The sequence below is a fragment of the Rhizobium sp. BK316 genome (genome assembly GCF_014193695.1).
Classification (GTDB): Bacteria; Pseudomonadota; Alphaproteobacteria; order Rhizobiales; family Rhizobiaceae; genus Rhizobium.
Genome location: NZ_JACHZR010000007.1, coordinates 148,330 through 173,003, shown reverse-complemented (window position 1 = coordinate 173,003; position 24,674 = coordinate 148,330). Strand labels below are relative to the sequence as shown.

The 24,674-nt window shown below is 60.1% G+C and carries 15 protein-coding genes; 10 read left to right on the top strand and 5 right to left on the bottom strand.

What is annotated here, in order from left to right; genetic code table 11:
• The first annotated feature begins 478 nt into the window (after positions 1-478).
• The 5 genes from FHT87_RS28075 (at position 479) to FHT87_RS28055 (ending at position 11,748) form a co-directional block, all read left to right on the top strand.
• The gene (locus tag FHT87_RS28075) at positions 479-8,998 is read left to right on the top strand and encodes a glucoamylase family protein (RefSeq protein WP_183805934.1); all 8,520 of its coding nucleotides are present in this window, start codon (positions 479-481) and stop codon (positions 8,996-8,998) included.
• 98 nt (positions 8,999-9,096) lie between these two features.
• Complete coding sequence (gene opgC / locus FHT87_RS28070; RefSeq protein ID WP_183734512.1) at positions 9,097-10,326, top strand: OpgC domain-containing protein; 1,230 nt, start codon at positions 9,097-9,099, stop codon at positions 10,324-10,326.
• A 235-nt stretch (positions 10,327-10,561) separates the two neighbouring features.
• Entirely contained in the window at positions 10,562-11,332 is a 771-nt protein-coding gene (locus FHT87_RS28065) for a hydratase (protein ID WP_183734511.1), read from the top strand.
• A 28-nt stretch (positions 11,333-11,360) separates the two neighbouring features.
• On the top strand, positions 11,361-11,516 hold the full coding sequence (locus FHT87_RS28060) for a hypothetical protein (RefSeq protein WP_183734510.1): 156 nt from the start codon (positions 11,361-11,363) through the stop codon (positions 11,514-11,516).
• A complete protein-coding gene (locus tag FHT87_RS28055; RefSeq protein WP_183734509.1) occupies positions 11,509-11,748 on the top strand; it encodes a hypothetical protein in 240 nt (79 codons plus the stop codon). Before FHT87_RS28060 ends, FHT87_RS28055 begins: the two co-directional genes overlap by 8 nt.
• A gap of 135 nt (positions 11,749-11,883) precedes the next feature.
• Here FHT87_RS28055 and FHT87_RS28050 read toward each other — a convergent pair whose 3' ends face one another.
• A complete protein-coding gene (locus tag FHT87_RS28050) occupies positions 11,884-13,647 on the bottom strand; it encodes a glucan ABC transporter ATP-binding protein/ permease (RefSeq protein WP_183734508.1) in 1,764 nt (587 codons plus the stop codon).
• Positions 13,648-13,955: 308 nt separating this feature from the next.
• Here FHT87_RS28050 and FHT87_RS28045 point away from each other — a divergent pair, with 308 nt between their 5' ends.
• The 3 genes from FHT87_RS28045 to FHT87_RS28035 all read left to right on the top strand — a co-directional run bounded on the left by FHT87_RS28045 (position 13,956) and on the right by FHT87_RS28035 (position 19,019).
• Positions 13,956-14,696: a LuxR family transcriptional regulator gene (locus tag FHT87_RS28045; protein WP_183734507.1), complete on the top strand. Its 741-nt coding sequence runs from the start codon at positions 13,956-13,958 to the stop codon at positions 14,694-14,696.
• 117 nt (positions 14,697-14,813) lie between these two features.
• Positions 14,814-18,278, top strand: coding sequence for a pyruvate carboxylase (gene pyc, locus FHT87_RS28040; protein WP_183734506.1), 3,465 nt, complete (start codon positions 14,814-14,816; stop codon positions 18,276-18,278).
• Positions 18,279-18,446: 168 nt separating this feature from the next.
• Complete coding sequence (locus FHT87_RS28035; RefSeq protein WP_183734505.1) at positions 18,447-19,019, top strand: NAD(P)H-dependent oxidoreductase; 573 nt, start codon at positions 18,447-18,449, stop codon at positions 19,017-19,019.
• A gap of 42 nt (positions 19,020-19,061) precedes the next feature.
• On the opposite strand, the gene FHT87_RS28030 is transcribed toward FHT87_RS28035, so the two are convergent.
• The 4 genes from FHT87_RS28030 to FHT87_RS28015 all read right to left on the bottom strand — a co-directional run bounded on the left by FHT87_RS28030 (position 19,062) and on the right by FHT87_RS28015 (position 22,480).
• Positions 19,062-19,823 (bottom strand): amino acid ABC transporter ATP-binding protein, encoded by a 762-nt coding sequence (locus tag FHT87_RS28030; protein ID WP_183734504.1) that lies wholly within the window; start codon positions 19,821-19,823, stop codon positions 19,062-19,064.
• Positions 19,820-20,500, bottom strand: coding sequence for an amino acid ABC transporter permease (locus FHT87_RS28025; protein WP_183734503.1), 681 nt, complete (start codon positions 20,498-20,500; stop codon positions 19,820-19,822). The genes FHT87_RS28030 and FHT87_RS28025 overlap by 4 nt, the downstream gene beginning before the upstream one ends.
• A 104-nt stretch (positions 20,501-20,604) precedes the next feature.
• A complete protein-coding gene (locus FHT87_RS28020) occupies positions 20,605-21,378 on the bottom strand; it encodes an amino acid ABC transporter substrate-binding protein (RefSeq protein WP_183734502.1) in 774 nt (257 codons plus the stop codon).
• 154 nt (positions 21,379-21,532) lie between these two features.
• Positions 21,533-22,480 carry a DMT family transporter gene (locus FHT87_RS28015; protein ID WP_183805932.1) on the bottom strand — a complete coding sequence of 316 codons (948 nt, stop codon included), beginning with the start codon at positions 22,478-22,480 and terminating at the stop codon, positions 21,533-21,535.
• A gap of 132 nt (positions 22,481-22,612) precedes the next feature.
• On the opposite strand from FHT87_RS28015, the gene FHT87_RS28010 reads away from it, so the two are divergent.
• Complete coding sequence (locus FHT87_RS28010) at positions 22,613-23,389, top strand: DeoR/GlpR family DNA-binding transcription regulator (RefSeq protein WP_183734500.1); 777 nt, start codon at positions 22,613-22,615, stop codon at positions 23,387-23,389.
• Positions 23,390-23,449: 60 nt separating this feature from the next.
• Entirely contained in the window at positions 23,450-24,643 is a 1,194-nt protein-coding gene (locus tag FHT87_RS28005; RefSeq protein WP_183805930.1) for an MFS transporter, read from the top strand.
• Positions 24,644-24,674 lie beyond the last annotated feature (31 nt).

Below are 24,674 nucleotides of genomic sequence, written 5' to 3'. Positions count from 1 at the left end.
TATCCCGATCCCGGCCATCATCCATCTTCACCTGTTCCGCGAAATCCCGCTCATCCCCGAAATTAGGCGTGAGGCGCTGATAAGGCCGTCCAGCCCATGGACGTCATCCACGCGGCTTTTCATGCCTGTGGGTCGGGCGACTTACGGAAAGCCTGATGCGTAGATTCAAAGAGCTAGGGCGTCCTTAGTGCGTCCGCATGGGCGTATGGCGCTCTGGAAACAGGTCTCACGACTTGAATTATCGCAAGCCTGTCCAACTTTCCCGAATGGCCTTGCGGGGAGGGTATCGGGCACCCGTGACCATCGCAAAGTCACGGCTGAATGGGGTCGCTCCCTTGCTGCAACGCTCTCGGACCGCTCGTTTATCTTGGTTTTCCGGCCGTCGGCGAGGATCGGTCCGTTCATGCGAGAGGCATCATAAGCAATGTAGAAAGCCCGCCCACATTCAACAATGTCGTTTGGATCCAGAACCGAACCTATGTCCATTGCCAATCCGTCTCCGAGCCTACCGCGCGAGTCTGAGAAGAAGCAGATCGACCACAGTGATTCGATCCGCTCAACCTATCTGTCCAATGAGGACATCAGGGCAATGGGTGAAAGCGTCGCCTGCCGTACTGTGAACGAGTTGCCAGGCTTCGCACCGTTCGATTTCTTCGCGCGCCACAGGGAGAACGAGAAGGAAATCCTGCGCGTCTACCGCACGACAGCGGCCGACGCCGAGGCCGGCGGGAGGATCACGCCAGCCGCGGAATGGCTGCTCGACAATCATTACATCGTCGAAGAAGCTATCCAGGAAGTCCGTCGTGATTTCCCGCGCCGCTTCTATCGCGAACTGCCTTTGACTGATATCGGCGATGCCGAAATCCCGCGCACGCTCGTACTGGCCTGGCTCTATGTCGCCCATACCCACAGCACCATCTCGCAGGAAAGCCTGACGGCGCTCGTCGATGGCTTCCAGCAGCATGAGACACTGAGAATTGGCGAGCTCTGGGCGCTGCCGTCTCTGGTGCGCTACGTGCTGGTCGAAAACCTCCGCCGTATTTCGAGCCGAGTCGAGCGCAGCCGCGGCATGCGCCGCCGCGCCAATGAGGCCGCCGACGTACTGGTTCGCTTAGCCGACACCGCAAAGGCTGCCGCCTATCTGAGGACGCTGGAGGAACTTGCCGAGGACAATACTTTCTCGACGCAATTCCTCTACCGCATGCGTGATGGTTCGCAGACTTCGAGCATGGCGATCTCCTGGTTGGACCAGCGGCTGGAGCGGCTCGGGCGTGACAGCGAAGAAGTGACGATGGCGGAGCATAGCCGCCTCTCTGCCGGCAATGTCACAACGGGCAATATCATCCGCAGCCTACGCGAGATCAACGATACGGAGTGGTCGGTCTGGATCGAGCAGGTCAGCCATGTCGACAGGTTGCTCTGGGACAAGTCCGACTACGGTGATCTCGATCCCGGTTCGCGCAACAGCTATCGCAGGCAGATCGAAAAGCTTGCCAGACGCTCGCCGCTGAGCGAGGTGCAAATCGCCCAACTCGCCGTCGACATGGTGGCTGAGGTCAGGCATTCCGACGAGGCGCAGCCGCATGAGCCTGATATCGGCGGCTTCATTACAGGCGCTCAACGCCTGAAGTTCGAAGCGCGCGCGGATTACCGTCCAACGCTGGCGCAGCACGTCTTCCGCGCCGTCCGCAAGTTCAATTGGATGGCGATCGCCGTTCCGGTCGTGCTGATCACGATCATCGCCATGGCTGTTGTCGGCGGGTTCATGGCCATTGCCGGCATGGCGTCGATCGAAATCGCCCTGCTGCTCATCCTATTCTCGCTGCCGGCGTCGGAAGGTGCAAATGGCCTCTTCAATACCGTGCTGTCCTTCTTCGTCACGCCGGCGCGGCTCGTCGGTTACGAGTTCAAGCGGGGTATCCCTGACGATGCGCGCACGCTCGTCGTCGTGCCTTGTCTGATTTCCGATCGTGACAGCGTTGACGAGATGGTGCGCAATCTCGAGGTTCATTATCTCGCCAATCCGCACGGCGAAATCCATTTTGCACTGCTCAGCGATTGGCCGGACAGCGATGTGGAGGAAAGCTCTTCCGATCTGGACGTGCTGGAATATGCACGCCGTGAAGTTGCCAATCTCTCAGCTCGTTATGCCTATGACGGCGGGACGCGCTTCCATCTCCTGCATCGCCGCCGCCTCTACAATCCGTCCGAGGGTGTATGGATGGGCTGGGAGCGCAAGCGCGGCAAGTTGCACGAGCTGAACCTGCTGCTGCGCGGCGACCGCGACACGACCTACCTGCCAGGCGCCAATACCGTGCCTGCCGATATCAAATACGTCATGACGCTCGATGCCGATACCCGCCTCATGCGTGATACCGTCACCAAACTCGTCGGCAAGCTCCATCACCCGATCAACCGGCCGGTCATCAACCCGGAAACTGGTCGAGTCGAAAGCGGTTATGGTATTCTGCAGCCGCGCGTGACGCCGTCGCTGACGACGGGCAAGGATGCGTCGGTCTTCCAGCGCGTCTTTTCGATCAACCGCGGTCTCGACCCGTATGTTTTCACGGTTTCGGATGTCTATCAGGATCTTGCCGGCGAGGGCACGTTCACCGGCAAGGGCCTCTATCATGTCGATGCTTTCGAGGCTTCGCTGAAAGGCCGCATCGCAGAGAATTCGGTGCTCAGCCACGACCTTCTCGAGGGGTCGATGGCGCGCTGCGCGCTCGTCACCGATCTCGAACTCGTCGAAGATTTCCCGGTCCGCTATGAGGTCGAGACCTCGCGGCAGCATCGCTGGGCTCGCGGCGACTGGCAGCTCCTGCCCTATATGCTCAATCCGAAATACGGCGTCACCGCGCTCGGCCGCTGGAAGATGTTCGATAATTTGCGCCGGTCGCTGACACCGATCGCCTGGTTCTTCGCTTCCGTGCTCGGCTGGTATCTGATGGAGCCGTTCGGCGCGCTGATCTGGCAGATCCTGCTGATCTCCTGCCTGTTCGTGGCGCCCACCCTGTCGCTCGTCAGCGGCATCATTCCGCGCAGCAGCGATATCGTCGCCAGCGCTCATCTCCATACCGTCTGGTCGGATATCACGGCTGCCAATGCTCAGGTGGCGCTGCGCATCATCTTCATCGCCGACTCTGCCTGCATGATGGCGGATGCGATCAGCCGTTCGCTATACCGCCTGTTCGTCAGCCACAGGCTGATGCTCCAGTGGCGTACTGCGGCCAGCGTCCAGGCCGGCAAGCAGGGCACCATTCTTTCCTATTACGAAGCGATGTGGCATGCGCCGGTCCTCGCGGTCCTGGCGATAGGTTTTGCGGCGCTGTCAGGCGACGACGCCTTCCTCGTTGGTATTCCCTTCGCGCTCCTCTGGATCCTGTCACCAGCCGTCGCCTGGTATGTAAGCCAGTCGGCCGAGACGGAAGATCGTCTCGACGTGCCGGATGACGTCTCCGACGAGTTGCGAAAGGTCGCGCGTCGCACCTGGCGATACTTCGAAACCTTCACGACGGAGGAGCAGAACTATCTGCCGCCCGACAACGTGCAGGAAACGCCGCATGTCATCGTGGCGACGCGCACTTCGCCCACAAATATTGGCGTCTATCTCCTGTCCGTCATTTCCGGCCGCTATTTCGGATGGTTCTCCTTCGAGGAGACGATCGAGCGCCTGGAGCAGACGGTCGCCACGGTCGACCGCATGGAAAAGTTCCGCGGCCATCTCTTCAACTGGTATCACACCGATACGCTGCAGACGCTGGGGCCTCGCTATGTTTCGGCGGTCGACAGCGGTAATCTCGCCGGTCACCTGATTGCCATTTCCTCAGCCTGCCGCGACTGGGCGGAGGCGCCCTCGGCACATGTCCAGGGCAATCTCGACGGTGTCGGTGATACGGCCGGCATTCTCGGTGAAGTGTTGGACGACCTGCCTGACGACCGCAAGACCGTGCGGCCGCTGCGCCGCCGTCTGGAAGAGCGCATCGCCGGCTTCCAGAACGCGCTTGCCGCGGTCAAGCGCGAGCACGAGTTTGCCTCGATCCGTGTCATCAACCTCGCGGTCCTGGCGCGCGACATTCAGAACCTCGCCGGCAACCTGCATCATGAGGTGAAGTCGAAGCAGACGGAAGAGGTCACGTTGTGGGCGGCTTCGCTCGTCAAGGTCTGCGAGGCACATATCTCCGATAGTACCTTCGACCTTTCCAATATCGATGCCTTGCGTCCGCGCCTCGTCGCACTTCGCGACAAGGCGCGCGATCTCGCCTTTTCGATGGATTTCGGCTTTCTGTTCCGTTCGGAGCGTCGCCTGCTGTCGATCGGCTACCGTGTGGAAAGCGGCGAACTGGATGCTGCCTGCTACGACCTTCTCGCGTCCGAATGCCGCCTGACCTCACTCTTCGGCATCGCCAAAGGTGACCTGCCGACGGAGCATTGGTACAAGCTTGGCCGCCAGGTCGTGCCGGTCGGTTCGCGTGGCGCGCTGGTTTCCTGGTCCGGTTCGATGTTCGAATATCTGATGGCCCCGCTCGTCATGCAGGAGCGCGGCGGCGGCATTCTCAACCAGACCAACAATCTCGTCATCGTCGAGCAGATGAACCATGCCCGCAAGCTCGGTACGCCCTGGGGCATCTCGGAAGCGGCTTTCAATGCCCGCGACCATAACCTCAACTATCAATACACGAACTTCGGTGTGCCGACGCTCGGCCTGAAGCGCGGTCTCGGCCACAATGCCGTCATCGCGCCCTATGCCTCGCTGCTCGCCAGCCAGTATTATCCGGCGGCGGCGCTCGAAAACCTGCAGAAGCTTCGCAAGCTCGGTGCTCTCGGCAAGTTCGGTTTTCATGATGCCGTCGATTTCACGCCGACACGAGTGCCTGAGGGCAAGAAATGTGTGGTCGTCTATAACTACTATGCGCACCATCACGGCATGTCGATTGCGGCTGTCGCCAACGTCGCTTTCGACGGGCTGTTGCGCGAGCTCTTCCACTCGGATCCGGTCATCGAAGCGGCCGAACTGCTGCTGCAGGAAAAGGCGCCGCGCGACATCCCGGTCATGAGCGGCAAGGACGAATCCGTTACACCCGCCGCCATCCAGGACGAACTCATGCGTCCGGTCATCCGCAAGCTTGCCGATCCGGCATCGCGCGACCGCGAGCTCGTCTTCCTGTCGAACGGTCATTATTCCCTGATGCTGACGGCGACGGGCGCGGGTTATGCCCGCTGGAACGGTCTTTCCGTCTCCCGCTGGAAGCCCGATCCGACCGAGGATCGCTGGGGCAACTTCATCTTCCTGCGCGACATGGCGACCAATGAGTGGTGGTCGGCGACGGCGGAACCGAAGAGCGTTGAAGGCGAAACGGTCAGGGTGGAATTTGCTGACGAGAAGGCCGTCTTCAGCAAGGTGCTTGGCGAGCTCACGAGCGAGGTCGAATGCATCGTCGCCACCGAACATGATGCGGAAGCCCGCCGCCTGACGCTGTTCAATATGGGCGCGGAAGATCGCTTCATCGAAGTGACTTCCTATCTCGAACCGGTGATCGCATCGGACGACATGGACAATGCACATCCGGCTTTCGCCCGAATGTTCGTGAGGACGGAGATCGACAAGCGCGGCGACGCTATCCGCGCCTGGCGCAACAAGCGCGACCCGAACGAAGCGGCCATGAGCATCGCACATCTGATCGTCGACAATGCCGGCGATGCGCGCCACACCGAATTCGAAACCGAGCGGCGCAAGTTCCTCGGCCGCGGTCGCAGCCTGGCGAACGCTGCCGCGTTCGATCCAGGTGCGGCGCTTTCAGGCACTGATGGTTTCACGCTGGATCCCGTCCTGTCGCTGCGTCGTACTGTCCGCGTTCCGACCGGAAAGAAGGTCAGCGTGATCTTCTGGACAATCGCGGCGCCTGATCGTGCCGAGGTGGACAAGGCCGTCGACCGCTATCGCCATCCGGATGCTTTCAACCACGAACTCGTTCAAGCCTGGACGCGCACACAGGCGCAGATGCGCCATGTCGGCGTCAGCTCGCAGCAGGCGGCCGCCTTCCAGCATCTCGGTCGTTATCTTGTCTATCCGGACATGCAGCTTCGCGGCGATCACATGGTCGTCCGGACCGGCATGCAGTCGCAGTCGGCGCTCTGGCCGTTGGCAATTTCGGGCGATTTCCCGATCTTCACGCTGCGCATCGATGACGACATGGATCTCGAGATTGCCCGCGAGGCGTTGCTGGCGCAGGAATATCTGCGCTCGCGCGGCGTGACCGCCGATCTCGTCATCATGAACGAACGGGCCTCTTCCTATGTGCAGGATATGCAGCATGCGCTCGACGCGATGTGCGAAAACGTGCGCCGCATGGGCCAGGCTGACGGCCTGCGCCAGCACATCTTTGCGGTCCGCAGGGACTTGATGGAAGAGAGCACCTATCAGGCACTGATTGCTGCCTCGCGGGTGACGCTGCATGCCAGGAACGGCAAGGTGGTCGATCAGATCAACCGCACCCTCATGCTGTTTGCGCTCGGCAAGGAAGAGCTTGAGGAGACGGAAAAGACCGAACGCGCGGGGATGCCGGTCAAGCGCATACCGCCCCTGCCGGCCCCGGCTATCAAGACCGTCGCCATTGAGGAGGAAGGCGATCTCGACTTCTGGAATGGCATCGGTGGCTTTAGCCGCGACGGCCGTGAATATGTCACACGTCTGCCGGGCGGGCGGGCGACGCCACAGCCATGGATCAACGTCATCTCGAACGACCAGTTCGGCTTCCATGTGTCGGCGGAAGGTGCGGGTTTCACCTGGAGCGTCAATTCGCGCGATTATCAGCTCACCTCCTGGTCGAACGATGCAGTCATCAACCGTTCCGGCGAAGCCCTCTACATAGCGGATCTCGAAAGCGGGGCGGTCATGACGCCATTTGCAACGCTTTCCCGTCGCAACGACATTCGCTTTGAAGCGCGGCATGGTCTCGGCTATTCCACTTTCTCCAGCATGCAGCATGAAATTGCGCTGGAAGTGACGCAGACGGTGTGTCGCGAGAAGCCGGTGAAGCTGCAGCGCCTGCGGTTGCGCAATACAGGCTCGGAAAGCCGCAAGCTTCGGCTCTACGCTTATGTCGAATGGGTCCTTGGGAATAATCCGCAGAAGACTGCCTCCTTCATCTTGTCGAAACACGACGAGGAGACAGGGGCGCTGTTTGCTACGAACCTCTACAGCATCGATTATTCGGGCCGTACCGCCTTCTTCGCCGCGAGCGAAACGGTTTCGAGTTTCTCAGCAAGTCGTCGTGAGTTTCTTGGCAAAACCGGGACGATTGAGGCGCCTTTCGCTGTGACAGCAGCGGCGGCTCTTTCCGGCTCCACGGACCTCGACGGCGATCCAGCAGCGATCCTTGCGATCGATATCGAGCTCGGCGCCGACGAAGAGCGCGACGTCACCTTCTTCCTGGGGGATGCGCCGACGGAAGAGGCCGCGCGCGCCTTGCTTGCCGATATTCGAAAGGGCTCGTTCGATGAGGCGGTGCAGGCGAACCAGGGCTTCTGGCAGGAATTCACCGGCAAGCTGCAGATTTCGACGCCGGATCAGGGCATGAACAATCTCGTCAATACCTGGCTGCCCTATCAAAGCCTCGGCTGCCGCATCATGGCCCGCACCGCCTTCTATCAGGCGAGCGGTGCCTTCGGCTTCCGCGACCAATTGCAGGATACGCTCGCCTTTGTGCTGCAGGAACCTGCGCTTGCGCGGCGCCAGATCGTCAACGCCGCCTCGCGTCAGTTCCGCGAAGGCGACGTGCAGCACTGGTGGCTGCCGGGAACGGGCGCCGGCGTGCGCACCATGATTTCCGACGACGTTGTATGGCTCGCTTATGCGATCGATCATTATTGCAGCGTCAGTGGCGACAGGAGCGTGCTTGACGAGCAGCTTCCCTTTCTTGAAGGCCCGGCGCTGCTGGAAGGTCAGCACGACTCCTTCTCCAAGCCGGAGATGTCCGAGGATACGGCAAGCGTCTACGAACATGCGGCCCTGGCGCTCGATCTCGCCATTGCCCGCAAGGGCACAAACGGCCTGCCGCTCTTCCTCGGCGGCGACTGGAATGACGGCATGAACCGAGTCGGCATCGGCGGCCAGGGCACGAGCGTCTGGCTCGGCTGGTTCCTTGCCGGCACACTGCGCTCTTTCGTCCCATATGCCGAAGAACGGGGCGACAAGGCTCGTGCCGAACGCTGGAGGACCCACCTCACCGAACTCAAGAGGGCGCTCGAAAGCGCTGCGTGGGATGGCGGTTATTATCGTCGCGGCACATTCGATGACGGCACGCCGCTCGGATCGAAGGAAAACCTGGAATGCCAGATCGATTCGATCGCCCAGTCCTGGAGTGTGCTCTCGGGCGAAGGCGATTCGGAGCGGGCCGCCAAAGCGATGGATGCGGTGCTCGCCCAGTTGGTGGATGAGGAGGCGCGGGTCATCCGCCTCTTCACGCCGCCTTTCGAGAAGTCGTCAAAGGATCCGGGCTATATCAAGGCCTATCCGCCCGGCGTTCGCGAGAACGGTGGCCAATACACACATGCCTCGACTTGGGTGGTCATGGCACTGGCAAATTTGAAACGGGGGGACGACGCGCTGCGTTGCTTCCAAATCCTCAATCCGATCACCCATTCGCTGAATAAGGCGGCGGCCGAACGGTACCGCGTAGAGCCCTACGTCGTAGCGGCCGATGTCTACGGCGACGATCCCTATATCGGGCGTGGCGGCTGGACCTGGTACACGGGTTCGGCCGGCTGGCTCTACCGCGCGGCGGTAGAAGGCATCCTCGGTATCCGGCTAAAGGGTGGACAACTTTTTGTGAACCCGTCGCTCCCTTCCAATTGGGACGGGTTTGCGGCAGAGATCAAGCGCGGCGGAAGCAAATACCGCATTTCGGTCTCAAAAGCGTCCAATGCTGAAGGCTACACTCTGTCTATAAACGGCAGCGAAGTCGCCAATCCCCACGAGGGATATCCGGTCGGATAACAGCAATCTCCAAGCTGATTTTCCGGCGATTCGCGCGGCCAAAGGGGAACCCTTTTGGCCGGCGTAGCGTTTGCAAAACGGATAACAGGAGAGACACCATGGCAGGTATGCCGACCAAAGCCATTGGCGCCCAACGAAGTTCCATATCAGTAGCGGCGTCGAAGCGTGATACGAGGCTCGATGTGATTCGTGGTCTTGCCCTGATCACGATCTTCATCAATCACGTCCCAGGGCAAATCTTCGAATATATCACGACGAAGAATTTCGGCTTTTCCGATGCCGCCGAAGCCTTCGTGCTGATCTCGGGCATTGCAGTCGGTCTTGCTTATGGTTCGCGCTTCAAGGCGGGCAGACGGCTGGAAATGGCGATCAAGGCGGCAAAGCGCGCCTTCACGCTTTATCTCGCTCATATGATCACCACCTTCGTGACGCTGGCGCTCTTTATCTGCGGCGCTTGGCTGTTCCATCGGCCGGGGCTACTGGTCGAGATCAATATTCTGGCGGTGCTGATGAACCTGAAGGAGGGCATTCCCGCACTGCTGCTGCTCGGCCACCAGATCGGCTACAACAACATTCTGCCGATGTACGGCGCGCTGATGTTGATGGTGCCGCTGATCCTGCTTCTGAACGAGAAGAGCACGCTGTTGGCGCTAGTCGTTTCCGGCACCGTTTGGCTGCTTGCGGGCGTCTATCAGATTGCGCCGCAGAACATGCTGTTTGAAGGAGACTGGTTCCTCAATCCCTTCTCCTGGCAGTTCCTGTTCACGATCGGCATCGTGTCGATGATGCATGTCAAGCGCGGCGGCACGCTTCCCCGCCATCCGCTGCTTTTCGCGCTCGCACTCAGCTATGTCGTGCTCTCCTTCATCTGGGTGACAGCCCGTCTCTGGGATCTCGGAAACTATCTTGCGGCGCTCGGCCTGCCGGTAGTGCTCACCGGTTTCGACAAAACCTTCCTGTCGCTGCCGCGTCTTATGCACGTGCTGGCGCTCGCCTATCTGGTGATCAATATTCCGGCGGTATCGCAGGCTTTCCGCCGCCCGGCCGATCATCCGCTGACGATCCTCGGCCGGCACTCGCTCAATATCTTCGTCGCCGGCACCATCCTTGCAATGGCCGGGCAAGTGCTGCTCTACATCACCAATCGAGACCAGATCATCGGCCCGATCTTCGTGCTTGCCGGTATCGCCGCCCAGTTCGCCTATGCCTATTATCTTGAATACAAACGCGAACAGGAAAAGACCCGGCCTCTTGCCGGCGGCGCCATTCCGGTACCGGTCCGTGTCAACCGGGCGGCGGATTCCTACGGTCAGGGCAAGCGCAAATAGGCCGGCTTCCTCAAACAATATTAAGCTGGCGGTCGAAGAGGCCGCCGGCTTTTTTCTTTTCGCCGAGCGTGGATGGCTACGCCTTGACGCAGTTGCTCCAGGTGGAAGCGCGAGGGCAAACCTCCGGGATCACTATGAGATTTTGATTTTTTAGCTGTTCATCACGAATGGAACGGTTACGCGCCTGGCTCCATTTTGGCTTCCTGAGGCAATGCCAATGATAGGGAGCACGAAGATGTACTTCGAACTCAAGGACGCCACAGCCGATATCCTCGCCAGGAGCCGTCGGCATAATGAACTCTGCGATCTTCCCCTTGACCTGATCTCCTCCGAACGCGAGGCTTATGACATCCAGGCGATCGCACAGGATGCGCTGGGTTTCGAGCGCAAGGGCTACGTGCTTGTCGGCACGAGCGAGGAATCGCGCCACATCCTCGGTCTCGCAAGGCCGATCTATTCCGAAATTCCCGGTTCTGCACTTCTTGCCGGCACGAAGGAATTCCGGCTGCCGCCAGGCACCATCGGTGTCCAGTGTGAGCTGGTTTTCACGATGCTGCGGTCCTATCCGGATATCGGAGAGCCGATCAACCTCGACAGTGCTGCTGAAGCCGTGCTCGATTGCCGCCCGGCCGTCGGCATTCTCGGCCGGCGCACGCGGCGGGTCTTCACGGGAGACCACGCAGCGATCGCCGACTTCGGCCTGCATGTCGCAACCCTCTGCGGTGATCATACCGGGGCGCTGGCATCAGCCGATCTTGCCGGCATCGATATTACGACCTTCCTGTTCAAGCAGATGGTCTTTTCGGGGACATCCGCATCGGTCATGGGCAATCCGCTCAATGCCGTCGTCTGGCTGGCAGGCCAGCTTTCGGCGAACGGCAGGCAGCTTCAGGCCAACGATATCGTTGCGACGGGATCGTGCACGACCATTCTTCAGGTTTGGCCCGGCCAGCATATGGCGGCTGATTTCGGACCACTTGGACAGGTGGAATGCATCTTTGCGTGACACGCATTTCAAACCGAAAGGACAAGTTATGAGGCCGCAGCGAAAGCCATTCATTACCGAGATCAAGAAGACGAAACAGTTCTGCCGCAAGCCGGTTCCGGCCGAGGCCAATCGCCCGGATGCCGCAATGAAGGCAGGGACAAAGATGGATGTCGGCCGGAGCGAGGTCGCGCGTGATGGTTAGTCGCAACGTTCCTCACGAATATTTCGTGCTTGATGCCGCGAAGGCAGACGGCCCTGTTGTCGGTCATCTTCGCGGTAAACCGATTTCTGCCGTGGTCATCGACCGGAACGGTGGCCGCTATCGGTTTGTCGGCATCGCCGCCAGGGATGGCCGCGGCAGGCTTGATGTCATGTCGCTCAAACAGGGCGAATGGATCCTTGCACCTGACCTGGTCTATGCAGAAGCGGCTTAGAGGTTCTACAGATCTATCCCTACCGAGGACGATGACAAGCGGGTCTGCCCACAGCGTTTCACAGGGAATCCACGCAACAAAAAGGCCGGAAGAGCGATGCCCTTCCGGCCTTTCGTCGTGTCCTTGCGAAGCCGATCAGGCAGCTTCGGTCGTGTGGGCCTTGCGGACTTCATCGTCCGTCAGGATGCCGCTGGCGCGCAGCAGAGCAGCGAAGCGGCCGTTGGAGTGGCTGAGCTCGTCGAAGCTGCCGTGCTCGACAATGCGGCCGTTGTCGAGGAACAGCACCATATCCGCCTCGCGGACCGTCGAGAGACGGTGGGCGATGATGAAGGTGGTGCGGTTCTGGCGCAGGTTGTCGATCGCGGCCTTGACGCGGGCTTCCGTCTCGACGTCGAGCGCGGAGGTCGCCTCGTCCAGCACCAGGATCGGCGCATCCTTGAGAATGGCGCGGGCGATCGCGATACGCTGGCGTTCGCCGCCGGAGAGCTTGTTGCCACGTTCGCCGACATGGGTGTCGTACTGCTCGTCGCGGTTCTCGATGAAGTCGGACGCGGCGGCGGCTTCGGCGGCGCGACGCATATCCTCTTCAGACGCGTTCTCGCGGCCGAGGCGGATGTTGTCGCTAATCGAGCGATTGAGCAGGCCGGCATCCTGGAAGACGGTGGCGATATAGCGGCGAAGCGACTTGCGCGTGACCTTGCTGATATCGGTGCCGTCGACGAGGATCTGGCCGCCCTGCGGATCGTAGACACGCTGCAGCAGATTGACGAGCGTCGTCTTGCCGGCGCCGGTCGGACCGACGATCGCAACCGTCTGGCCGGCCTTCACTTTGAAGGAGACGTTGTGCAGGCCCTGCGAGCTGTTGGCGAAGCCGAAGGAGACGTCGTTGAACTCGACGTCGCCCTTGACGTCCTTGATCTCGCCGTTGCCGGCCGGCTCTTCGCGTTCGCGGACGGAATCTTCCAGATTATAGAAGTCTTCCAGTTTCGAACGGGCCTCGAAGATCTGCGTGGCGAACTGGCGCATCAGGTCCAGGCGGGCGATCAGCAGGTTAGCGAAGCCGATGAAGGCAATGACGTCGCCGACACGCAGTTCGCCGTTCTGGACCAGCACGGTACCGATGACGAGCACGATCATCATGGCGATCGTGGAGGCCATGCGATTCAGTGCGCTCGCAAGCGCCCACCAGTCGAGCACCGGGTACTGCGCCTGCAGCAGGCGATCGGCGAAGGACTTCAGCGCACGCGTTTCGGCATCGATACGGTTATAGCTATGCAGCACCGAGACGTTGCTGATGGAATCGCTGACGTGACCGAAGACAGTATGATAGTGGTTCTCGACCGAAGCCTGGCCATCCTTCGTGCGGCTCATGACCACGCGGCCGATGATCCAATAGGCGATGCCGAGCACGATCAGGACTGCGGAGAGACGCAGATCCATGGATATCGCGGTCGGGATGAGCAGGCCAAGCGCAATGACTGTCGAAAGATGGTTGCGCATGAACTCCAGCCACAGGCCGAACAGGGTTTCGCAGGCGCGCAGCAGCGTGTGCAGCGCGTTGGACGTACCCCGCTGATGGTGCCAGGAAAGCGGCATGGAGATGATGCGGCCGAAGGCCTCCGTCAGAAGCGTCGCGCGGCGGCCGTGGGCCAGCCTGTCTGCTTCGCGTGCCACGAGGACGAAGGCGATGGTATTGAAAACCGCAAAGGCGGCCCACATCATAAGGATTGGCTTGACTTCGCCCTTGCCGGAAATCGCATCGATGATACGGCCGAACAGGATCGGCTCGGCAATGGTGATGGCCGCCAATACGATGTTCGCGATAACGACGAGGGATACGCGGAGCTTGTAGGCGCCGAGATAGCGCAGAGCCCTTGCATAGACCTTAAATAACGACACGTCGGAACCTCTTTTTGCATCTGCGAAAAACGGGATGGTGCGATGCTACAAAAAACTACCTGAACCGACGATTAACAGGATCTTCGGGTTTGGAATCCGGCTTCGAAATTTGTGATCGTAGAGTGCGATAAGTGACCATGGTTTTGAAATTGTTGCTTAGCTATACATCACGACAATTTGCGCTTGCATTCGCTGGAGCGTCTAGCGCACCATCCAACTTGCGAACTGCAATTTTTAGGAAAGACCGTTCAGCGGCGGGTTAACAGGCCTGCTCCGGCGGCCTCGTTGGTCCGGGCAAGGGGCATTTTGTGCAAATTCATTCTTTAATTCAATTGCTTGTCATTTTAGAGGAAAGTTCCGATAGCCAAAGTGTGCTCGACGAACTCGAAAAGGTGATCCGCGCGAGCGGATTCGATTTCTACGGTCTGCTTCGTCATCCCAAGCAGGGAGACAACCCGTGGGGTGTGACTATGGCCAGCCGATGGCCGGAGAGATGGTCGCACATCTATGCGGTGAAAAAATACGTGCTCGTCGATCCGACCGTACGGTATCTTGCGCATGCGCAGCGGCCTTTCCGCTGGCGCGACAGCATGGCGGCTTTCCGGGATGACCCGCATCAACGCCGCATGGAGCAGATGATGGTCGATGCCTACGGCCATGGGCTGGAAGACGGCTATATCTTCCCGATCTATGGGCGAAACGGCATCCTCGGCAGCCTCAGCGTCGGCGGCAAGCCGATTGAGCTTTCGCCGCCGGAGATCTCGCTTTTCGAGGCGATCGCCCGCAAGGCCTTCTGGCGGCTGCTCGATATGCAGGGCGAGGCTGCGACGCTGGAAACGGTGCCGATCAGCGATACGCAGTTGACCAGGCGCGAAATGGAAATCCTGCATTATCTTGCCGAGGGCATGACCTCGATGGAGATCAGTAAGCATCTGAAGATCTCCAATCACACAGTCGACTGGTACATGAACGGCCTGCAGGACAAGCTGAAGGCCAAGAATCGGCAGCAGGCAGTGGCTCTGGCTTTCCGGCACGGGCTGATCACCTGAGATCTAGAGAAATTCTATTTCGTCACGGCAAGGGAAATTGAACTTTCTGTAACAGCACGTTAAGAATTCTCTTCGCGGGTGCAGCATGGCCCGTTTCCGTGCTTTGAGGAGAGTACATTGCCCATATCGAAGATTCTTGTCGCCAACCGTTCCGAAATCGCCATCCGTGTCTTCCGCGCGGCCAACGAGCTCGGGATAAAAACGGTCGCGATATGGGCTGAGGAAGACAAGCTGGCGCTGCATCGTTTCAAGGCCGACGAGAGCTATCAAGTCGGCCGCGGCCCGCATCTCGCCCGCGATCTTGGGCCGATCGAAAGCTATCTTTCGATCGACGAAGTGATCCGCGTCGCTAAGCTTTCCGGTGCCGACGCCATTCATCCCGGCTACGGCCTGCTTTCGGAAAGCCCTGAATTCGTCGATGCCTGCAATGCCGCAGGCATCACTTTCATCGGCCCGAGGGCCGAAACGATGCGCCAGCTCGGCAACAAGGTTGCGGCGCGAAACCTTGCCATTTCCGTCGGCGTTCCGGTCGTTCCGGCGACCGAGCCGCTGCCGGACGATATGGCGGAGGTCGCACGCATGGCGGCCACGATCGGCTATCCCGTCATGCTGAAAGCCTCGTGGGGCGGCGGCGGTCGTGGCATGCGTGTCATCCGCTCCGAAGCCGATCTCGCCCGCGAAGTGACGGAAGCCAAGCGTGAAGCGATGGCCGCCTTCGGCAAGGACGAGGTCTATCTCGAAAAGCTGGTGGAACGTGCTCGTCATGTCGAAAGCCAGATCCTGGGTGATACGCACGGCAATGTCGTGCATCTCTTCGAGCGCGACTGCTCCATCCAGCGCCGTAACCAGAAAGTCGTCGAGCGCGCGCCCGCGCCGTATCTTTCGGAAGCACAGCGACAGGAACTCGCCGCCTATTCGCTGAAGATCGCCGAGGCGACGAGCTATGTCGGTGCCGGCACCGTCGAGTACCTGATGGATGCCGACACCGGCAAATTCTACTTCATCGAAGTCAATCCACGCATCCAGGTGGAGCATACGGTCACCGAAGTCGTCACCGGCATCGATATCGTCAAGGCGCAGATCCACATTCTCGACGGATTTGCGATCGGCACTGAGGAATCCGGCGTACCAAAGCAGGCGGATATCCGCCTCAACGGCCATGCACTGCAGTGCCGCATCACGACAGAGGACCCCGAGCATAATTTCATTCCGGATTACGGCCGCATCACCGCCTACCGTTCGGCATCGGGTTTCGGTATACGCCTCGACGGCGGCACGTCTTATACCGGCGCGATCATCACCCGCTACTACGACCCTTTGCTTGTCAAGGTGACCGCCTGGGCACCCAATCCGCTGGAAGCCATTTCCCGTATGGACCGCGCGCTGCGCGAATTCCGCATCCGCGGTGTCGCCACCAACCTGACCTTCCTCGAGGCGATCATTACGCATCCGAAGTTCAAGGATAATTCCTACACGACACGCTTCATCGACACGACGCCGGAACTCTTCCAGCAGGTCAAGCGCCAGGACCGTGCCACCAAGCTTCTCACCTATCTCGCCGACGTCACCGTCAACGGCCACCCGGAAGCGAAGGATCGCCCGCGGCCATCAGAGGATGCCGCCAAGCCTGTCGTACCCTATATCAATGGCGGCAAGATCCCCGATGGTACGAAGCAACGTCTCGACCAGCTTGGCCCGAAGAAATTCGGCGAGTGGATGCGCGAGCAGAAACAGGTGCTGCTGACCGATACGACGATGCGCGACGGACACCAGTCGCTGCTCGCCACCCGCATGCGCACATATGACATTGCCGGGATCGCCGGCACTTATGCGCATGCGCTGCCGAACCTCTTGTCACTGGAATGCTGGGGCGGGGCTACCTTCGATGTTTCCATGCGCTTCCTGACGGAAGATCCGTGGGAGCGTCTGGGGCTGATCCGCGAGGCAGCTCCCAACTTGCTGCTGCAAATGCTGCTGCGCGGAGCGAATGGCGTCGGCTACAAGAACTACCCTGACAACGTCGTGAAATATTTCGTCCGCCAGGCTGCGAAAGGCGGTATCGATCTCTTCCGCGTCTTCGACTGCCTGAACTGGGTGGAGAACATGCGCGTGTCGATGGACGCCGTTGCCGAGGAAAACAAGCTCTGCGAAGCGGCGATCTGCTACACGGGCGATATCCTCAATTCCGCCCGGCCGAAATACGACCTCAAATATTATACGGACCTTGCCGTCCAGCTCGAAAAGGCCGGCGCGCATATCATCGCACTGAAGGACATGGCGGGCCTGTTGAAGCCGGCCGCCGCCAAGGTCCTCTTCAAGGCGCTGCGCGAAGCGACCAGCCTGCCGATCCATTTCCATACGCATGATACGTCGGGCATCGCTGCTGCCACGGTTCTTGCTGCCGTGGATGCCGGCGTCGATGCCGTCGATGCGGCGATGGATGCGCTCTCGGGCAATACCTCGCAGCCCTGCCTAGGCTCGATCGTCGAGGCGCTGCGCGGCTCCAAGCGCGATCCGGGCCTCGATCCGGAATGGATCCGCCGCATCTCCTTCTATTGGGAAGCGGTTCGCAATCAGTATGCGGCCTTCGAGAGCGATCTGAAGGGGCCGGCATCGGAAGTCTACCTGCACGAAATGCCGGGTGGTCAGTTCACCAACCTCAAGGAACAGGCCCGGTCGCTCGGTCTCGAAACCCGTTGGCACCAGGTGGCGCAGGCCTATGCCGACGCCAACCAGATGTTCGGCGATATCGTCAAGGTGACGCCGTCCTCCAAGGTTGTCGGCGACATGGCGCTGATGATGGTCTCTCAAGATCTGACGGTTGCCGACGTCGTCAGCCCGGACAGGGAGGTTTCTTTCCCGGAATCGGTGGTTTCGATGCTGAAGGGCGATCTCGGCCAGCCTCCGTCGGGATGGCCGGAAGCGCTGCAGAAGAAAGCTCTGAAGGGCGAGCAGCCCTATACCGTGCGTCCAGGTTCTCTGCTTGACGATGCTGATCTCGATGCGGAGCGCAAGGCGATCGAAACCAAGCTCGAGCGTGAGGTGAGCGATTTCGAGTTCGCCTCCTACCTCATGTATCCAAAGGTCTTCACCGATTTTGCGCTGGCTTCGGATACCTACGGCCCGGTCTCGGTGCTGCCGACGCCCGCTTATTTCTACGGCCTCAAGGATGGCGAGGAACTCTTTGCCGATATCGAAAAGGGCAAGACGCTCGTCATCGTCAATCAGGCGATGAGCCAGACCGACAGCCAGGGCATGGTCACTGTCTTCTTCGAGCTCAACGGCCAGCCACGCCGCATCAAGGTGCCGGACCGGGCGCATGGTGCGTCGGGTGCCGCTATCAGGCGCAAGGCGGAAGCCGGCAATGCGGTCCATGTCGGTGCGCCGATGCCGGGCGTCATCTCGCGCGTCTTCGTCTCGCCGGGACAGGCAGTCAGTGCCGGCGACGTGCTCGTCTCCATCGAGGCGATGAAGATGGAAACGGCCCTGCACGCGGAGAAGGGCGGAACGATCTCGGAAGTGCTGGTCAAGGCTGGCGACCAGATTGATGCCAAGGATCTGCTCGTCGTCTATGCCGGTTAAGCAGAAGGCGACGTTGTCTCCGATATCACCCGATTGTGTCCGATTGGCTTGTTAAAAAGCTGATTTTTCTGAGAGTTAGCAGCCTTCTCGCCTTGCCGGGCGAGGAGGCTTTCTCATAGAATTCCGCTCTCACCACCAGCCCCCAAGCCCAATCAGGAAAGCATCTCTATGAGCAAGTTGAAGATTGCCGTCATCGTCGGCAGCACGCGCATTGGCCGTTTCGCCGAGCATCCGGCCAAGTGGATCGCCGAACTCGTCGGTCAGCGTTCCGAACTCGAAGTCGAAATTCTCGATCTTCTCGACTACCCCATGCATTTCTTCGGTGAAGCGCGTGCCACCGCGGCGGAAAGCGAAACCGCCGAGCGTTGGAAGAAGAAGCTACGCGAATTCGATGGCTTCATCTTCACGGCCGCCGAATATAATCATGCCCCGACGGCCGTTCTGAAGAACGCGATCGATCTCGGCGAATTCATCCAGAAGCCGGTCGGCTTTGTCGGTTATGGCGGCGTCGGTGGCGCACGCGCGGTCGAGCATCTTCGTCTGGTCTTCGTCGAAATGAGCGCGGCTTCCGTCAAGACGGCCGTTCACATCTCGTTCGGCGAATATCTTTCGGTTCTCAAGGAAGGCAAGAACCTCGGCGACTACGCGCATCTGAACGAAGCCGCCAAGAACCTGCTCGATCAGCTGACCTGGTGGGGCAATGCGCTGAAGGCAGCCCGCGCCGTCGTCACGGCCGCTTAATTGGAATTTCCGTGTGGCGGGATGTTCGCATCCCGGCATTGCTCAGATATCGTAAGTGTGCGCCGCATTGATGGTGGAGATAAAGCGCTTGGTGCGCTCCTTCTCCGGCGTATTGAAGATCGCCCTGGCGCTGCCCGTTTCCACCACGCTGCCGGCTTCCAGAAAAACCACGTCATTGGCAATCTTGGAGGCGAGGCGAAGATCATGGGTCGCCATGACCATGGTCGTGCCTTCACGGGCAAGCTGGCCCAGCACGTCTACCACTTCCGCTGACAGTTCCGGATCAAGCGCAGACGTCGGCTCGTCGCAGAGCAATACGCGCGGCGAAGGCGCGAGAGCGCGGGCGATTGCCACGCGCTGCTGCTGGCCGCCGGAGAGCGTCGAGGGCCAGGCATCGGTCTTGTGTGCCATGCCGACCTTGGTCAGCAGTTCCATGGCGCGTTCGCGCGCCTTTTCCCTTCGCCATTTCAGGACTGTGACCAGACCTTCCATGACGTTTTCGATCGCCGTCTGATGCGGAAATAGCTGAAAGTTCTGGAACACCATGCCAGTCTGGCGACGGATCTTCTGGATTGCCTGCCAGCCGACACGCTTGCCGGGTGCGAAGGAAAGCGTTTCTTCGCCGAGGTGGATTACGCCTGCGGTCGGGATTTCCAGGAGATTGATGCAGCGAAGCAGCGTGCTCTTGCCGCCGCCGGACGGGCCGACGAGAGCGGTAACGCTGCCTTCCGGAATGCGGATGCTGATGTCCTTCAGGATGACGGCGTCACCGAAGCGCTTTTCGATATTGGAAAGCTCGATCATGCATTTGCCTCCAGCATGCCGCCATAACGCGCGAAGCGGCGTTCCAGCCTTTGCTGCAGCGTTGAGAGCACGGAGCTCAGGACGAGATAGATCAGTGCTGCCTCGATATAAAGGATCAATGGCTCGTAAGTGGTGGCGACGATGCGTTGCGCGGCCTGGAAGAGCTCCGGCACGGTGATGGCGGCTGCGAGCGAAGTGTCCTTGACCAGCGAGATGAAGGTGTTCGACAGCGGCGGCACGGCTACGCGGGCGGCTTGCGGCAGAATGGTGCGGCTCATGGCCTGACGCCAGCTCATGCCGATCGAATAGGCCGCTTCCCATTGGCCCTTGGGCACGGAGGAGATGACGGCGCGAATGATTTCGGAGCTGTAGGCGCCGATATTCAGCGTGAAGCCGATCAGGGCCGCCGGAAAGGCATCGAGCAAGATACCGATGCTCGGCAGGCCGTAGAAGATGACGAAGAGCTGGACGAGCAGAGGCGTGCCGCGGATGACCCAGACATAAAAACGGGCAATGGCTGCAACAGGTTCTGGTCCGAAGAGACGGGCGATCGCGGTGATCAGGCCTAGGATCAATCCGAAGGCGAAGGAAAGCAGGGTCAAGGGGATGGTGAAGATCAGCCCCGCCCAGAGGAGCGAGGGAAGCGATTCCGCCATCAGTTGGAGCCAGTGCGGCAAGGGCGTGTCCTCAAGAAAAGACGCGTCCGGCGAGTGTTCGCCGGACGCTTTCTCATGCAGCTATAGATGATATGGCGGCAGCGCGAAACCGCCGGTGTCAGGACTTACTTGGAAACGTCCTGGCCGAAATACTTGTCGGCGATCTTCTTGTAGGTGCCGTCAGCCTTGATGTCGGCGAGCGCCTTGTTAATCGCTTCGAGCAGTTCCGGTTCGCCCTTGCGGATGATGATACCGGAATAGTCAGCATTTTCCTGCTGGGCGACGATCTTCACCGGAGCGTCCGGTTTGTGCTTCTTGAAGTCGAGGAAGGAAAGGCTGTCGTTGATCGTGGCATCGGCGCGCTTCGTCAGCACGAGCTGGATCGACTGGTCGAAGCCGTCGGTGCCGACGAGTTCGGCGCCCGCTTCCGTGGCGAGCTTGCCGAAGTTGCTGGTCAGCGACTGAGCGGCCTTCTTGCCCTTGAGATCGGCGAAGGTCTTGATGCTGTCGTCGCCGTCACGGACGATCAGAACGGCCTTGGAAGCGATATAGGGCTCGGAGAAGTCGTACTTCTGCTTGCGCGCATCGGTAATGCCGACCTGGTTGATGACCGTGTCATAGCGGTTGGCGTCGAGGCCGGCGATCAGGCCGTCCCACTTGCCTTCAACGAACTCTGCCTTGACGCCGAGCTTGGCGGCGACTGCTTCGCCGATCTCCACGTCGAAGCCGACGAGCTTGCCGCTTTCGTCATGATAGGTGAACGGGGCGTAGGTGCCTTCCGTGCCGATCTTGAAGACGCCGGCAGACTTGATGGCGCCGAGGTTTTCGCCGGCATGGGCAGGCAGAAGGGCTGCAGCCTGAATGAGGGCAGCGGCGGCGACGGTTTTCAACCAGTTCATTGTTCTATCCATCCTTGGGAAGAGCGTGTTCGGATGGTTGATACATCGCAGAAAATTGCGGCATCGGAAGCGTAGAAAACTGCAAATAAAAGCGGCAACTGCGAATATTTTTCTCAAGCCGCCATTCTGGTTACGAATCCGGCTGAAACCGGTATCAGGCCGTCGCGCGATGGCGCAGTCTTTCGCTGACGATAATGATCAACCCTGCTCCAAGGATCATGATCGCGCCGACAACGACATTGTACGTCGGAATGTCGGCCCAGATCATGTAGCCAAGGATGAAGGCCCAGACGAGCGAGGTATATTCGAAGGGTGCGAGCACCGAAACCGGCGCCTGACGCATGCCTTCGAAAAGCGCGAACTGGGCGCAGCCGGCAACGACGCCGGTGCCGATGAGCAAGCCGAGTTGTGTGAGAGTCGGCGTCTGCCAGGTATAGATGACGGCGATGCCGGTCATGATGAGAAAGAAGACATTGGAGACGGCTAGCTGGACGATGGTCTTCTCATGCAGCGAGGTCTTACGCAGCAGCACCATGGCCGATGCCCAGAGCACGGCTGCCTGCAGCGCCAGATAGACTGACCAGGAGATGGTCAGGCCGACGGGATTGCAGGCGATGAGCACGCCCACGAAGCCGACGCCCACCGCAAGCCAACGTGCGGGTGTCACTTCTTCTCTCAGAATGAACCAGGCAAGCACGGTGCCGACGACGGGAGCGGCGTAGTAAAGGGTGGTGACTTCGGCGAGTTGCAGGTGGCGTGCGGCGGTATAGTAAGAAAGCCAAGCGCAGAGCAGTAGGATGCTGCGGGCGATCATCGGTTTGATGATCGGAGAGGTGACAGCGTGATGGACAAGCTTGCCGCGGCCATAGGCGAGGCAGCCGATAAGAATTGTGAGGCTGCGGAAAAACAGGATCTGCCAGACGGGGATCGCTGATGTCAAAACCTTGACGATCGCGTCATGGAAGGTGAACGCCATATAGGCTGCTGTCGTGAGCGCGATGCCCAAGCTGACGGAGTTTTTCACGGGAATGCACCAGAGGCGGGATATGCCGGCAGGAATCGGGAATGCCCGATCGATATTCGCGCCCTTGGAGCCGGTCAATAGGCCAGATTTCGCCCTACTGGTGGAGCTTCGTTTCACAATGTCAGAAAACGTGTGACCGTGCATGTTGCATGCACGATCGTCAGCGTTTATGCATGATTATAGGTGTTGATAGATTGATCCGGTAGGAACATGCAGGATTTCCTGTTGCGAGAACGTCAGAGTGTGATTTCCGAGCGGCTCAAGACGCATGGCCGCGTGCTGGCTGCGGAGCTTGCGCTCGAATTCGGAGTCTCTGAAGACACGGTGCGGCGTGACCTGCGCGAGATGGCTGCAGCAGGCCTCTGCGAAAGGGTCTACGGCGGAGCGTTGCCGGTCTCGCCGGCGCGCGGGAGCCTGACCCAGCGCATGAGTTTTGCTGCCGACCGGAAGCAGGCTCTGGCGCGCGCCGCTGCAGGCGAAATCGCCGCCGGCATGACGGTTTTCTTCGATGCCGGCAGCACCAATCTGGCAATCGCCAATGCGTTGCCGGCTGACTTGCCGCTGACTGCAGCGACGAATGCACCGGTGATCGCTGCGGCGCTGATCGAAAAACCTGAAGTCAACGTCATCCTGATCGGCGGCCTGGTCGACCGTCAAACCGGTGGCTCGCTCGGCGCCAAGGCCCTGCGCGACATGGAGCAGCTTTCGCCCGACCTCTGTATTCTGGGCGCCTGCGGCGTCGATATCGAGGCAGGATTGACAGCGTTCGGCTTCGAGGATGCGGAGTTCAAGCGGTTCGCCACATCCAGGAGCAAGCGGGTCATGGTTGCGGCCACATCGGAAAAATTCGGCACAGCAGCGCCGCACAGCGTTTTGCCGGTCGCGCATTGCGAATGCCTTGTCGTGGAGCATGACGCCGATGCTCTCATGCTCGAGGAATACCGTGCACGCGGGTGCCGGACGATCGTTGCGGAGAAGACGGCTTGAGGCCGTCCCGCCTTTTATGGGGATCGGGTAGTCAAGCCCGATGAGAGGAAAGACAAGGAAATGGATAATAACGTGAGCGTGGCTCCGAGGGTGCGGAGCAGCTTTGTCACCAGCAACAGAGCGGCGGTCTCGCTGCTCTTTCTCATGAACGGTTTCGTCATCGGTGGCTGGGCGCCAAAGATTCCTGACTTTGCCGAACGGCTTGATCTCACCAAGTTCGAACTCGGGCTGATGATCCTGGTCTTCGGCCTCGGTTCGCTCGTCATGATGCCGATCGCCGGCGCGCAGATCGCCAAGCATGGCTCGCGGGTTGTCGTGCAGGTACTGGCCGTTTGCCTGTTGCCGATGCTTCTGGCGCTGACGCTGGCTCCCAACGTCATCACAGGGGCGATCTCGCTCTTTCTGTTCGGCGGTTTCATCGGCGCGATGGACGTGGCAATGAACGCCAATGCCGTGGCGGTGGAAAAATCCATGCGCCGTGCCATTATGTCGTCCTGCCATGCCTTCTGGAGTCTCGGCGGTTTGATCGGTTCCGGTCTCGGCGGCCTGGTGATCTCCAAACTCGGTATTCTTGGTCACGCGGAGCTGGCGACCGTGCTTGCCGCGATCTTCCTTGCCATCGCCTGGCCGATGATCCTGGCCGACCCGCCGCATCCTGATACCAAGAAGGAGAAGACGAAGCTGCCGATGGTGCCGCTGCCGTGGCTGCTCGGTATTATGGCGCTATTCTGCATGGTGCCGGAAGGTGCGGTCCTGGACTGGGGTGCGCTCTATCTCAGGCAGGAAATGGGTGCGTCGGTCGCCCTCTCCGGCCTCGGCTTTGCGGCCTTCTCGGCGACCATGGCGACCATGCGCTTTGCCGGCGACCTGGTTCGCGACCGTCTCGGTGGCGTCAAGACGCTGCGTATCTGCACCTTGTTTGCGATTGCCGGTATGCTACTTGCGAGCCTTGCGCCAAATGCGGAAATTGCCATCCTCGGCTTCGCGCTTTGCGGGATCGGCATTTCCAACATGGTGCCGATCGCCTTTTCGGCGGCAGGCAATATTCCCGGCCTGAAACCCGGCATCGCTATCTCCGTCGTGACAACCATGGGTTATTCCGGCATGCTGGTTGCGCCTTCGGTGATCGGCTTCGTGGCTGAACATGTCGGCTTTGCGGCTGTCTTCATGGCGCTGCCGGTGCTGTTGCTCGTCGTTCTCGCATTCTCCAGGCTGGCGCATTATGCCGACGGGGTCTCCGGTGGCGGCCACTGAGCCGCCTCCAAACAAAAGTGATATACGGGGC